Origin of the sequence: Paenarthrobacter sp. NCHU4564, from assembly GCF_052156435.1 — a bacterium.
In the GTDB taxonomy this organism is placed as follows: domain Bacteria; phylum Actinomycetota; class Actinomycetes; order Actinomycetales; family Micrococcaceae; genus Arthrobacter.
On the sequence record NZ_JBQLIS010000005.1, the window covers coordinates 1 to 12,776 of the forward strand.

The 12,776-nt window shown below is 65.3% G+C and carries 11 protein-coding genes and 1 tRNA gene; 3 read left to right on the forward strand and 9 right to left on the reverse strand.

The genetic code is table 11. From position 1 onward, the window contains the following. Positions 1 to 145: 145 nt before the first annotated feature. The 8 genes from ACSVIE_RS06905 to ACSVIE_RS06940 form a co-directional block, all read right to left on the reverse strand. Positions 146 to 218 (reverse strand) — tRNA-Asn (locus tag ACSVIE_RS06905). A 51-nt stretch (positions 219 to 269) separates the two neighbouring features. Beyond that, positions 270 to 2,162: a DNA primase gene (dnaG, locus tag ACSVIE_RS06910; protein ID WP_442423410.1), complete on the reverse strand. Its 1,893-nt coding sequence runs from the start codon at positions 2,160 to 2,162 to the stop codon at positions 270 to 272. A gap of 34 nt (positions 2,163 to 2,196) precedes the next feature. After that, entirely contained in the window at positions 2,197 to 3,513 is a 1,317-nt protein-coding gene (locus tag ACSVIE_RS06915) for a deoxyguanosinetriphosphate triphosphohydrolase (protein ID WP_426006720.1), read from the reverse strand. A 62-nt stretch (positions 3,514 to 3,575) separates the two neighbouring features. Continuing rightward, positions 3,576 to 4,757 (reverse strand): tRNA dihydrouridine synthase DusB, encoded by a 1,182-nt coding sequence (dusB, locus tag ACSVIE_RS06920; RefSeq protein WP_426006718.1) that lies wholly within the window; start codon positions 4,755 to 4,757, stop codon positions 3,576 to 3,578. A gap of 47 nt (positions 4,758 to 4,804) precedes the next feature. Next, the gene (locus ACSVIE_RS06925; protein ID WP_442423411.1) at positions 4,805 to 6,277 is read right to left on the reverse strand and encodes a YibE/F family protein; all 1,473 of its coding nucleotides are present in this window, start codon (positions 6,275 to 6,277) and stop codon (positions 4,805 to 4,807) included. A 36-nt stretch (positions 6,278 to 6,313) separates the two neighbouring features. After that, positions 6,314 to 7,276 (reverse strand): GNAT family N-acetyltransferase, encoded by a 963-nt coding sequence (locus tag ACSVIE_RS06930; protein ID WP_442423412.1) that lies wholly within the window; start codon positions 7,274 to 7,276, stop codon positions 6,314 to 6,316. 2 nt (positions 7,277 to 7,278) lie between these two features. Then, positions 7,279 to 8,664 (reverse strand): glycine--tRNA ligase, encoded by a 1,386-nt coding sequence (locus tag ACSVIE_RS06935; protein WP_426006714.1) that lies wholly within the window; start codon positions 8,662 to 8,664, stop codon positions 7,279 to 7,281. 78 nt (positions 8,665 to 8,742) lie between these two features. After that, on the reverse strand, positions 8,743 to 9,747 hold the full coding sequence (locus tag ACSVIE_RS06940) for a DMT family transporter (RefSeq protein WP_442423413.1): 1,005 nt from the start codon (positions 9,745 to 9,747) through the stop codon (positions 8,743 to 8,745). A gap of 23 nt (positions 9,748 to 9,770) precedes the next feature. On the opposite strand from ACSVIE_RS06940, the gene ACSVIE_RS06945 reads away from it, so the two are divergent. Then, a complete protein-coding gene (locus ACSVIE_RS06945; RefSeq protein WP_426006711.1) occupies positions 9,771 to 10,001 on the forward strand; it encodes an RNA-binding S4 domain-containing protein in 231 nt (76 codons plus the stop codon). 12 nt (positions 10,002 to 10,013) lie between these two features. Here the strand turns inward: ACSVIE_RS06945 and ACSVIE_RS06950 are convergent, their stop codons facing one another. Further along, positions 10,014 to 10,661, reverse strand: a complete 648-nt coding sequence (locus ACSVIE_RS06950) for an alpha/beta hydrolase (RefSeq protein ID WP_442423414.1) — start codon at positions 10,659 to 10,661, stop codon at positions 10,014 to 10,016. A gap of 77 nt (positions 10,662 to 10,738) precedes the next feature. On the opposite strand from ACSVIE_RS06950, the gene ACSVIE_RS06955 reads away from it, so the two are divergent. Then, positions 10,739 to 11,575 carry an SGNH/GDSL hydrolase family protein gene (locus ACSVIE_RS06955; RefSeq protein ID WP_442423415.1) on the forward strand — a complete coding sequence of 279 codons (837 nt, stop codon included), beginning with the start codon at positions 10,739 to 10,741 and terminating at the stop codon, positions 11,573 to 11,575. Positions 11,576 to 11,588: 13 nt separating this feature from the next. Further along, on the forward strand, positions 11,589 to 12,773 hold the full coding sequence (locus tag ACSVIE_RS06960) for a winged helix DNA-binding domain-containing protein (RefSeq protein ID WP_442423416.1): 1,185 nt from the start codon (positions 11,589 to 11,591) through the stop codon (positions 12,771 to 12,773). Positions 12,774 to 12,776 lie beyond the last annotated feature (3 nt).

The window sequence follows — 12,776 nt, forward strand, 5'->3', positions numbered from 1 at the left end:
CGAATGCTCTGCCAATTGAGCTACGGAGGATTGAAGCGGTAATTAGCTTAACAGGCTCCCGCCGGAAAACGAAATCGGTGCGGATACCCCCAGGGGGTATAAAAAATTCCCCCGTTTCGGCGATCCGAAACGGGGGAATTGTGCGCTCCTCCGACTGGACTTGAACCAGTAACCCTTCGATTAACAGTCGAATGCTCTGCCAATTGAGCTACGGAGGATTGAAGCGGTAATTAGCTTAACAGGCTCCCGCCGGAAAACGAAATCGAGGCTCAGGAGTCCTGCCGCAGTGCCCGGCGCTGGATTTCGAGCTCCATCAGTTCGCGGTGCAGCCGCTGTACCTCCTCCGGGAATGCAGCAGCATCCAGTCTCTGCAGCTGGCCCATCTTGTCCGCCTTGATGCGGGTGATCTGCAGCTCAAACAGTCGGGCCAGGATGTCCCGGCAGTACTTCTGCATGGCCTCGGGCGTACTGGCGGGCAGCGGCGTCACAGCGAGCTCGGACACCAACGGACGCAGCGGCTCCGGAACCTCCTGCCGGACCTGCTCAACCCAGGACACCGGATCAGCCGCCTGGGCAATTCCGGTGGCGCGGATCGCCGCGTGCACGGCGGCATAGGCAGGCGTGGAGAAATGCGACGCCTCGAACCGTTCCCATGCTCCCCCACCCAGCACCGCCGGCTCCTGCAGGACAACCTCCAACGCCTGGCGTTCCATCCCTGCCACGGGGTCCCGCGGGTCCGGTCGATGGAAAGAGGGTGCTGCGCCCGTCGCTGCCGGCGGCGTCGTTTGTTCCACGGCGCCGGCAGGAGAGCCGGTAGGTGCGCCGCCGGCAGCAGCCCGTTTGGCGGCAGCGCCAACGTACCGGCTGACGTCCTCGATCGGCATGCCCAACCAGCCGGCCAGTTCCCGCGTGTAGGCCGGCCGGATTGCGGAGTCGCGGATCTGGGCCACCACCGGTGCTGCCTCCCGCAAGGCGGCTACCCTGCCCTCGACGGTGTCAAGATTGTGTTTCCGGAGCGAGGCGCGGATGGCGAATTCGAAGAGTGGTTTCCGGCTCTGGATCAGTTCGCGGACCGCAGCGTCGCCCTTGAGTTGGCGCAGATCACAGGGGTCCGCCCCCGTGGGTTCCACCGCCACGTAGGTCTGCGCCACAAAGCGCTGGTCTTCCTCAAAAGCGCGCAGGGCAGCCTTCTGGCCGGCAGCGTCGCCATCGAAGGTGAAGACCACTTCTCCCCCGGTGCCGTCGTCGGAAAGCAGCCGCCGGGCGATCTTGATGTGCTCGGTGCCGAACGCCGTGCCACAGGTGGCTACCGCCGTCGTGACTCCTGCCAAATGGCAGGCCATGACGTCGGTGTACCCCTCAACCACCACCAGCTGGCGGTCCTTGGCGATGTTCCGCTTGGCGAGGTCGATCCCGTAGAGGACCTGGGACTTCTTGTAGAGCGTCGTCTCCGGCGTATTCAGGTATTTGGGCCCTTGGTCGTCTTCGAAGAGCTTGCGGGCGCCGAAGCCGATGGTGTCTCCGGCAATATCGCGGATGGGCCAGATGAGCCTGCCGCGGAAGCGATCGTAGATGCCGCGGTTGCCTTCAGAAAACATCCCCGTCAGCCTAAGTTCGGCATCCGTAAAGCCCTGCCCCCGCAGATGCTTCAGCAGCGAATCCCAGCCCTGCGGAGCGTAGCCTACGGCGAAGTGCTCGGCGGCGGCCCGGTCGAAGCCACGGCCATCGAGGAAGTTGCGCGCCTCGGCTGCACCGGGAGTCAGCAGCTGGGCCCTGAAAAATTCGTCAGCGATCTTGTGGGCGTCCAAAAGGCGTTGGCGCTTGCCGACTTCCTCCCGGCTGGGCCCGGTACCGCCGTCCTCGTACCGCAGTTCGTAGCCGATCCGGGCGGCAAGCTTTTCAACGGCCTCATGGAAGGAGCTGTGGTCCATCTTCTGAATGAAGGAGATGGCATCCCCGTCCTCGCCACAGCCGAAGCAGTGGTAGCGGCCCACCTGGGGGCGGACGGTAAACGAAGGCGACCTCTCGTCATGGAAGGGGCACAGGCCCTTGAAGCTGCCCAGTCCCGCACTCTTGAGCGTGACGTAGCCGTCCACGACTTCCTTGATGTCCGTGCGCTGGCGTACTTCGTCGATATCTTCACGTTTGATCAGGCCAGCCACCAGACCATCCTAATCCGGCGCGGCAGCCGGCTGGTCACCACAGCGACGGCAGGCTGCCCACCAGGCGCTCGTACATGGCCAGGGCGGAGCCGTCCGTGAGTGACGCCACTTGGTCGATCACCACCCGCAGGCGTGCCGAATCGTCGACGGCGGCACGCCAGTCAGCAGCGAACATCGGCTCCAGGTGGCGGTCACCGGTGGCGTTCAGGACACCCACCAGGGCGTGCAGGACTTCGCGCTGCCTTTCGTAGACGGGCTGGCGGTGGTCGGTGGAGATCACGAATGTTGTTGCCAGGCCCTTGAGCACGGCGATTTCGGTCACCGTTTCCTCCGGCACCATGAGTTCAGCTTCATAGCGGGTCAGGTTGGCCGGTCCAAAATGCGCCCGGGTGGTCTCCATGGCGCTCTGGCAAAAACGGCCGATCAACTGGCTGGTCATATCCTTCAACGCAGCCATGGACTTCCGGCTTCCGTCCGCTTCCCGCACCCAGACCCGGGTGGCCTCCAGGCGGGCCAGTGCGGCATCGATCTCGGCGGGGTCGTTGTGCGGGAGATACCACTGACGGGTGTACCCCACCACGCGGGCCCTGTGGTCCGGGTTCTCCATCCACTTCAACTGGAAGTGTCCGGCCACGATCGCATCCTCGACGTCATGCACGGAGTAGGAGATGTCATCGGCCAGGTCCATCACCTGTGCCTCGATGCAGGAACGGCTGCCCGGCGCACCTTCGCGCAACCATTCAAACACCGGGAGGTCGTCCTCGTAGGCGCCGAACTTGCTGGTGCGGTGCCCGTGGATGACGGGGGCGTCGACGGCGGACCACGGGTATTTGGAGGCAGCGTCGAGGCTGGCGCGGGTCAGGTTGAGTCCTGCCGGCCTGCCGTCGTCGGCCAGCACTTTGGGTTCCAGCCGGGTCAGCAGGCGGAGGGTTTGGGCATTGCCTTCAAACCCTCCGATCGCATGGGCGACCTCGTTCAGGGCCGACTCGCCGTTGTGGCCGAAGGGCGGGTGGCCGAGGTCGTGGCTCAGGCAGGCGGTATCAACCACGTCAGGATCGCAGCCCAGGGACCGCCCCAGCTCACGGCCCACCTGTGCCACTTCCAGGCTGTGCGTGAGCCGGGTCCGGACGAAGTCGTCAGTATCGGGGGCGACCACCTGGGTCTTGGCACCGAGCCGGCGCAGGGCCGAGGAATGCAGGACGCGTGCCCTGTCCCGTTCGAAATCGGACCGGTACGTGTTCTTGCGCGGCTCCTCAACCCACCGTGCGGAATCTGCTTCCGTGTAGCCGGGAATCGCGTGCACAAAATCGTTGCCGGTATCCTTCCGGCCCAACGTCACTTCTGTTCCCATGGGTTCTGCCTCCTTCAAGCGCCGTGCGTGGTGCTTCCTGAGCCAGTCTTGCACGCGTGCAGCTAGCCGCCCGAAACGTCCAGCTCCGCTGCCGCAATGTCGGCGCTCTGTTCGGCGTTCAGCTGCCGGCTGTCCAGCCAGTCCTTCGGCAGTGCCGGCCGCTTGGGTGACCCGGCCCGGCCCCGGGGACCTTCGGAGTCGACGCCCGGATAGGGCAGGTCAAGGTCGAGCTGATCCAGGAGTTCCCGCAGCACCTCCAGCGTGGGCACGGTAGCGAGTTTGGCCCGCAGTTCGCCACCCACGACGTATCCCTTGAAGTACCAGGCCATGTGCTTGCGGATTTCGCGGAGCGCCTTGTACTCATCGTTGCCGAACGTTTCCACCATGAGCTCTGCATGGCGGTACACGCCTTCTGCCACCTCGCGGAGGCCCGGCCGGTGACGCTGGTCGCTGCCTTCGAACGCCGCCTGCAGGTCACCGAAGAGCCACGGGCGGCCTTGGCAGCCGCGGCCCACCACAACGCCGTCGACGCCGGTCTCCCGCACCATGCGGACTGCGTCCTCGGCAGACCAGATGTCGCCGTTGCCGAGGACCGGAATGTCCGGCAGGGCCTCCCGCAGGCGGGCAATGGAGGACCAGTCCGCCTGGCCGGAGTAGAACTGGGCGGCCGTCCGGCCGTGGAGTGCGACAGCGGCTACGCCTGCGTCGCGGGCAATCCGGCCGGCCTCCAGGTAGGTCAGGTGGTCGTCGTCGATGCCCTTTCGCATCTTGATCGTCAGCGGAATGCCGCCCTTGGAGGCTTCCTTGACCGCCGTCCGGACAATTGAGGTGAAGAGGTCGATCTTCCACGGCAGGGCCGACCCACCGCCACGCCGGGTGACTTTGGGTACGGGGCAGCCGAAATTGAGGTCGATGTGGTCGGCCCGGTCCTCTTCCACGAGCATGCGGACGGCAGCCCCCACCGTCTTGGGGTCGACGCCGTACAGCTGCACTGACCGGACTTTCTCGTCGTCGTCATGCGAAATGATCCGCAGTGATTCGGGTGTCCGTTCCACCAGGGCGCGCGAGGTGACCATCTCCGCCACGTACAGGCCGCCGCCGTATTCACGGCAGAGCCTGCGGAAAGCGGAGTTGGTGATGCCCGCCATGGGAGCGAGGATCACGGGGGTGTCCACGGTGATCCCGCCCAGCTGCAGTGGCGGAAGCTCAAGCTTGGGAGAAGGGGGCGTTGCTACGACAGTCACCTGTCCATTGTCGCAAATGGAGGCAAATCGATATCCGGGGCAACTTCTCAGGTGGTCCCGCTGGGGCCGTGGTTGCGCCGCTCCGCTTCCCGTTGGGCGCGCCGGCTCCCCGGACGGGCCGGTGGCGATGAATCCTGTGGTGACGCCCCGGCGTCGTGCGTTTCCCCGCGGTCCGAACCCACGACGGCGGCCGCTGCGGCAAGTGCGCCGGTATCGTCCACGTCGTCGGGACTGATGCCCGAAGCGCTGTCCCCGGCGTTCCGGATGCCGGTGGCCTTGACCACCAAAACGGCGATCAGGGTGGTGACCGGGATGGCCAGGACCAGTCCAATGGAACCAACCAGGGTGCGGATGACTTCCTCGGACAATTCAGCGCTGGTCAATGCCTCGTCCAGGGGCCGGTCGTAGAGCATCACAATGATGAGGATCGGCAGGGCCGCCCCGGCGTACGCGAAGGCAATGGTGTAGACGGTGGAGGCGATGTGGTCGCGCCCGATCCGCATGGCCGAGGAGAACAGCTTCCGCGCGCTGGTGTTGGGCGCCAGTTCATAGAGTTCCCATACGGCCGACGACTGCGTGATGGTGACGTCGTTGAGGACACCCAGGCCGGAGATGATGAGGCCGCACAAAATGATGCCGGAGATCGAGATGTTGCCGGACATGTTCACCAGCGTTGCGGCATCGTGGTCGCCCACACCGGCCAGGTTGGCTGCATCGGTGGCCCATGCCGCCAGGAGTGCCGTAATGCCGAGCCCGAAGATCGTGCCAAGCAACGCGGTGGAGGTCCGCGCCGAGAATCCATGGGCGAAGTAGAGCACCCCGATCATGATCACGGTGGACCCCACCAAGGCCAGCAGCAGCGGCGGCTTGCCCTCCACCAGGCCGGGAAGGATGAAGCTGACCAGCACGGCGTACGCTCCCACCAGGCCAAGCAGTGCACGGAAGCCGCGCCACCGGGCCACCGCTATGACCACGGCGGCATAGAGCACGGCAAGCAGTGCAATGGGGACGCTGCGCACGAAGTCAACAAACACGTAGGCCGGCGCACCGCTGCCCTGGGAGGCGCCCTGGACCCCGGAGAGATTCAGGTACCGTATGGAATCGCCCACGTCCACGCCATGGGATTTGGCGACATCCGGATTGATGACGACCTTGACGGGATCGCCACCTTTGTCAGGCTCGGTGAACGCGAACGTACATTCCGACCCGGCCTGCTGGCCACCCTGGTTTGGGTCGGTCTGTCCAGGAAGCGACTGGCCCGTCTGCATGCAGCTTTCCTGCACTACGCTTTGGATGCGGCCCGTATCAAAGGTCACCCCCGGGGCAGCCTGGTAGGGACTCGCGAACGAGATACCCTCCCGGCTGCCCGAGGGCCACATCAGGATCATGGCAACGAGCGTCAGCACGCCCAGCGGGACAAGGACGGCCGCCAACAGCCAGTTGGCGCGTTTCCTTGAAGCCAGCAACTGTGGTGTTGGCGCGGAGCCTTCCGGCTGTCCGTGTGAGTGACCATGGCCCATCAGCAGCAAAACCTCATGCTTTCAACCCTACGCGGGTCAGTCGCTCACGATCAGCGTGTCAGCACTGCGGACGTGTGCCTTGCCGGACTCCAGCAGCGGAGCCAGGACGGAGCGCAGCGCCGCCATGGACTCATCGACTTCCAACAGCACGGGATGCTGGTAGGCAATGAGCGCCAGCAGGTCCCGCACTGCCGATTCCGCCTCGCCGGGAGCGAGGTCCGGATCATGACCCAGGAAGACATCCGAGGGCTCCTCGGAGTTCCCTTGGGCATAACTGATGGCGAAAGCCTGGATCCTGCCCTTCCGGGACGCCGGCACGCCAGGGCCGAAAGCGCTGGCCTTCAGCGCCCGCAGGACGATCGCACCGTGGGCACCGGTGAGGTCGTGCAGGAACAACCGTTGGACGGTGGCAATGCTGAGCTCGCCGGGGCTGTCCCAATGGTGCACGGCCGAGTAGTACCGGCCCACGACGTCGCTGAGCTCCACCGAGCCGGTAGCCAGGTCCTCCACCCGCTCGGAAGCGGCCTCTTCGGAGCCATCGCCGAACCTTGGAAGCTTCAGTGGCTCGGGATCCACGACCACCAGCTGCGAGCGCTGGATAGGGCTCAGGCCGGCCGCCTCGGCGAAGGCGGCACCGGGCGTGCCCGGCTCCACCTTGCTGCGGAGCGCTGAAACGCCCGACGGCGAGTTGGCGGCTTCGCGGCGAAGCATGGTCAGGAGCGTGGCACCGATGCCGCTGCGGCGGTGGTCCTTGGCAACCTCGATGTAGGCCCACAGGCGCTCCGGATGCAGCGATGCCTCATGGACCACGCCGGCGGCCACCGGGATGCGGACTCCGTCCACGACGTCCTCGGCCACGATGCACCGGCGCCACGGCTGGTTGCCGGAGGGTGCCAATGCGGCGCGGAACTGCTCCGCGGGCAGGGTCTCCGGGTCGCCCCAGATTTCCAGGAGGGCGAGATCGTCGCCCTCCTTCCACTCACGGTATTCGAGGGCCACTGCTAGGCACCGATCAGGCGGGCAGCCAGGTAGGCCTCTACCTTGTCCAGGGAAACACGTTCCTGGCTCATGGTGTCGCGCTCACGGATGGTGACGGCCTGGTCCTCGAGGGTGTCGAAGTCCACGGTGATGCAGAACGGTGTGCCGATCTCGTCCTGGCGACGGTAGCGGCGGCCGATCGCGCCGGCGTCGTCGAAGTCGATGTTCCAGTTCTTCCGCAGCTGCGCGCCGAGGGCCTTGGCCTTCGGGGACAGGTCCTCGTTGCGGCTCAGGGGCAGGACAGCTGCCTTGACCGGGGCCAGGCGCGGGTCAAGCTTGAGGACCGTGCGGACATCGACGCCGCCCTTTGCATTGGGTGCCTCGTCCTCGGTGTAGGAGTCGATCAGGAAGGCCATAAAGGAGCGGGTCAAGCCCGCAGCGGGCTCGATCACGTAAGGGGTGTAGCGCTCGTTGGTGGCCTGGTTGAAGTAGCTCAGGTCCGTGCCGGAGGCCTTGGCGTGCGTGGAGAGGTCGAAGTCCGTGCGGTTGGCGATGCCTTCAAGCTCGCCCCATTCGGAGCCCTGGAAGCCGAAGCGGTACTCGATGTCCGTGGTGCCCTTGGAGTAGTGGCTCAGCTTCTCCAGCGGGTGCTCGAAGAAGCGGAGGTTCTCTTCACGGATGCCCAGGCCGGTGTACCAGGCCATGCGTTCGGTCATCCAGTACTTGTGCCACTCTTCGTCCGTGCCGGGCTCGACGAAGAACTCCATCTCCATCTGTTCGAATTCACGGGTACGGAAGATGAAGTTGCCGGGGGTGATCTCGTTGCGGAAGGACTTGCCGATCTGGCCGATGCCGAACGGCGGCTTCTTGCGGGACGTGGTGAGCACGTTGTTGAAGTTCACGAAAATGCCCTGCGCGGTCTCGGGGCGCAGGTAGTGCAGGCCTTCTTCGCTGGCGACCGGGCCGAGGAAAGTCTTCAGGAGGCCGGAGAACTCCTGGGGTTCAGTCCACTGGCCGCGGGTACCGCAGTTGGCGCAGGCGATGTCGGCCAGGCCGTTCTCCGCTGGACGGCCCTTCTTTTCCTCGTACTCTTCCTCGAGGTGGTCTGCACGGTAGCGCTTGTGGCAGGAGAGGCACTCCACCAGGGGGTCGGAGAAGACCTCCACGTGGCCGGAGGCTTCCCACACCTGGCGGGGCAGGATCACGGAGGAGTCCAGGCCAACGACGTCCTCGCGGCCACGGACCATGGACTGCCACCACTGGCGCTTGATGTTTTCCTTCAGTTCAGCACCGAGGGGACCGTAATCCCAGGCAGAGCGGGAGCCACCATAGATTTCACCGGCCTGGAACACGAATCCCCTCCGCTTGGAAAGGGAAATGACCTGGTCGAGGACGGATTTTGCTGCCATGGGTACTCCATATTTCTACAGGGCCGCTGGGTGCGGTCCGCGGTGGTTTGAACTGTGCAGGAAGCTGCGTGTCCTAGCCTACCGGCCTTTGGCGGCCGGCCTTCCGGCGAAGGATCCTTTCGGCCATGGAAGAGTGGCCACAACGATCGCCGCAAGGGTCAGCAGCGTACCGAGCACCGTGGGCAAGGCGACCACCGTTCCGGAGGTGGGGATCACGACGTCGAGCGCCAGGGAGCCCACCAGCTGGCCGGCAATCATGCCCAGGCCGGTGACCAGGACACCCAGGCTGCGGACCAGCAGGGCCGCCAGGCCGATCGCCACACAGCCCAGCGGCCCGCCCAGGTAGTACCACAGCTCGCCCGGCAAGGGATTCCCGGGACCTGAGACCGCGGCCTTGATGAGCCAGGCGATCCACAACACCACCGAACCAGCGAGGAAGTTGACCAAGGTGGCCGCAATGGGCGTGCCATAGTGCACGGTCGCCGTTCCGTTCATTGCCTGTTGGAAGCTCATCAGGAAACCCGCTGCCAAAGGCAGGATGACCGGCACAAGCAAGGTTCCGACGTCGGACACGCCGCCCAGGCGCGGCGACACGGCCCAGGCGACGGCAGCTACGGTGAGGATGCTGCCAGCCACCCGCATGCCGGTAACGGACCTCTTGCCGCCTGGAGCTATCCCCAACCGGTCCACCAGCAGTCCGCTCAAGGTCTGTCCTGTCACGGTGGCGACAGTGAACACCGCCACACCCAACAGTCCCACGGTGTAGGACTGGGCAAAGACGAAGAACGCCCCCACGGCGCCGGCCATGACATAGAAGGGCGGGAAACTTCGGTTGCGGACCGCCGGGACAATGCGCTGCAGCCCGGCCCTGCCCTTGGGCGTGGCGAGCGATATCGCAGCGATCACCACCAGGCCTGTGGTGAAACTCACCACCGAGGCGGTAATGCCGTCATGAAGGTTGGTGGCCAGTGCCCCGTTGATGCGTCCCTGCACCGGGAGCACCAGCCCCGTCAGGACGGCCAAAGGCAGGCCAAGGACAAGCGGAAAGCTGGAACGACGGGAAGGCTGCGGCACTGTCACCACACTACTTCAGGCATCATTGCTGTATGAGCAACCCCGAAATCGAAGAAATCCCCATCCGCGACGACATGATCCGCCTGGGCCAGCTTTTGAAGCTCGCCAACCTGGTGGAAGACGGGGTTGAGGCTACGGAGCTCATCAAGAACGGCCTGGTCAAGGTCAACGACGACATCGAGGAACGCCGCGGCCGCCAGCTCCACGCCGGCGACACCGTGAGCGTCAATGGACAGACCGTCCGGATTACCGGCAACTCCTAGCCCGGGATCCCCCTAGCCCAGCACCTTGTGGGTGAGGAACTCCCCCACGTGGCCGATCTCCTGCTGGTTGATGCCGTGCCACATCCCCGTGTACAGGACCTTGGTGAGGTCCACATGCTTGCGCACCCAGCCCATGGTGTATTCGATCTTGTCCTGGGTGATGACCGGGTCCTGCTGGTCCCGGCCCCAGAACATCGGCACGCTGCCATCAAGTTGGTCGTCGCGGAAGTCAGGGTCGTCGGCGGCGTCCACCACGAAACCTGAAAGCCCGACAACGGCGGCAAAGTCCGCGGGACGGTAGCGGAGCATGGTGGTGGCCATGGCCATGCCCATGGAGAAGCCGAGCAGTGTCACCGAGGAATGGTGCGCTTTGACGGTATCGAGCCACTCGAGCGCGTATCCGGCGGCCAGCTTGACTGCATCCAGTGAGTACTCGATCGATGCAGTCAGCGGAAACCACGTGTACCCGGGCCCGGTGGGCACGGGGGCCCGCAGCGCTGCCACCACGAATCCCTCAGGCAGCAGCCCGGCCAAGCTGAAGAGGTCCTCCTCATTGGAACCGTAACCGTGCAGCAGGACCAGCAGCGGTTTGCCTTCCCGTTCTGACTCGTCGTGGGACCAGAGAACAACGGGCGCGGGGAATGCAACGGCTTCAGTCATGGGTCTATTCTTGCAGTTACCCGCTGGTAACAACCTACGGTCGCGTAGGTTGGCAGGTTAGAGGCAGGATGAGAAGCGTGAGTGACGTGAATTCATTGGTCCGGCCGGACGACCCGGCCCAAAAGCATCCCTGGAGCCGATACGTAGCGCTGGGAGACTCGTTCACCGAAGGCATCGGCGACCCCGAGCCGCAGAACCCCGGTGGTTTCAGGGGATGGGCTGACCGCGTAGCCGAAGAGCTGGGCCGCGGCCACGAAGACTTCGCCTACGCCAACCTCGCCATCCGGGGCAGGCTTCTCCAGCAGATCATCGACGAGCAAGTGGGACCCTGCCTGGAGCTGCAGCCCGACCTCGTCTCCATTTCCGCCGGTGGCAACGACCTCATCCGGCCCGGGGGCGATCCCGACCTTTTGGCAGAGAAGCTGGATGCCGCCGTCGGGCAGTTGGGCTCCGGGGGCGCCACCGTGGTGCTGTTCAACGGGCCCGACACCGCGTCGTCCGTACTGGGCCGCATCCGCGGCAAGGTGGCCATCTACAACGAAAACCTCCGCACCGTGGCCGCGCGGCACGACGCCATCATCGCTGACATGTGGTCGCTCAGGCAGCTGGCAGATGTCCAGATGTGGGACGAAGACCGCCTCCACTTCTCGCCCCTGGGGCATCACACCATCGCCATGATGGTCCTCGAAGCACTGAACGTTCCGCATACCCTGGAGCCGTTGAGCCCCAAGCCACTCCCCCCGCGGACGTGGCGCGAGGCGCGTTCCTCGGATCTGGTGTGGGCCCGGGAGTACTTTGTGCCGTGGGTGATCCGCCGGTTGCGCCACCAGTCTTCAGGGGACGGGATCTCACCCAAGCGCCCGACGCCGGGACCCGTGTTCGGACCCGGCAGCACCATGGTGCCGCGCGGCTAGGCAGGGACCGGTCGTGCACGGTGTGACAGGACAGGCAACTGCCGTCGTCGACGTCCGCTTGCGGCGGCAACGGCTTCGGCCGCCCTATGGCGCAGACGTAGCCGGCGTCCTGCGACACCTCCTTGCGGTGCAGTCGCAGGAGTTCGCCTACGCGCGCTGGTCCATTGCCCAGCGCACTCCCGGGGCCACAGCCGACGACGTCGAGCAGGCCGTGGCAGACGGGACGATCCTCCGGACCCACATTCTGCGGCCCACCTGGCATTTCGTCCACCGGGACGATCTTGGCTGGTTGATGGCGTTGTCCGCCGAACGCCTTCATCAGGGCAACAAGGGAATGTACCGGCAAACCGGCGTGGATACGGAAACCGCCGCCCGCAGCGGACGGATCCTGGCCGAAGCGGTGGCCGGCGGCAACCACAAGACGCGCGAAGAGCTGGGACAGGTGCTGGAGCGCGCCGGGCTGCCGGGAAAGGACCTGGGCTTCATTTACCACCTGATGCACGCAGAAACCAGCGGAATCCTGGTCAGCGGCGCGCCGGTGCGTTCAACCGGCGGCGCCCTCAAGCAGACCTATGCACTCTTCGAAGAGCGGGTTCCCAACGCCTCCGGTCTTCAGGAAAGGCCGGGCTTCCGGGGTGACGAGCGCGACCACGCACTGGCACGGCTGGTTCTACGCTACTTCGGCAGCCGGGGCCCTGCGACCGTGAAGGACTGTTCTGTGTGGTCCGGACTGACCATGCAGGACATCCGCCGCGGCCTGGATGCTGCCCGTTCCCTGTCCGCGGAACTCACCACGGTGGACGTGGACGGCGTGGAATGCCATGTGGCTGCTGAGGAAGTGGAGTCCCTGGCCCGGTCCGGGCAGCCGGCCCGTCCCGGGCAGGCACTCCCCCGGACGCGGCAGGCGGAGCCCAGGATCGACCTTGTCCAGTGCTATGACGAATACATCATGGGCTACTCCCAAACCCGGCACTACCTGGGCGGAACAGCACCTTTTTTTCCGGAGGACAAGGGTCCCATGCATGCGGTGTTGCTGGACGGCCGGCTGGCCGGTTGGTGGCGACACAGGCTGTCGGGCGGAGTATGCGGGCTGGAAGTGCGCATGAACCGTGAACCCGGGCCGGAGGAACAAGCAGCGCTGGACGCCCAGGCCCAACGCTACGGTCAGTTCCTGCGCATGCAGACGTCGCTGGTGTAACGG

Coding starts and splice junctions, on each gene's coding strand:
- ACSVIE_RS06915 (WP_426006720.1), bottom strand. CDS start 3,513: ATGGGAACAGAAGTGACGTTGGGCCGGAAGGATACCGGCAACGATTTT.
- ACSVIE_RS06925 (WP_442423411.1), bottom strand. CDS start 6,277: ATGGGCCATGGTCACTCACACGGACAGCCGGAAGGCTCCGCGCCAACA.
- ACSVIE_RS06935 (WP_426006714.1), bottom strand. CDS start 8,664: ATGGCAGCAAAATCCGTCCTCGACCAGGTCATTTCCCTTTCCAAGCGG.
- ACSVIE_RS06945 (WP_426006711.1), top strand. CDS start 9,771: ATGAGCAACCCCGAAATCGAAGAAATCCCCATCCGCGACGACATGATC.
- ACSVIE_RS06950 (WP_442423414.1), bottom strand. CDS start 10,661: ATGACTGAAGCCGTTGCATTCCCCGCGCCCGTTGTTCTCTGGTCCCAC.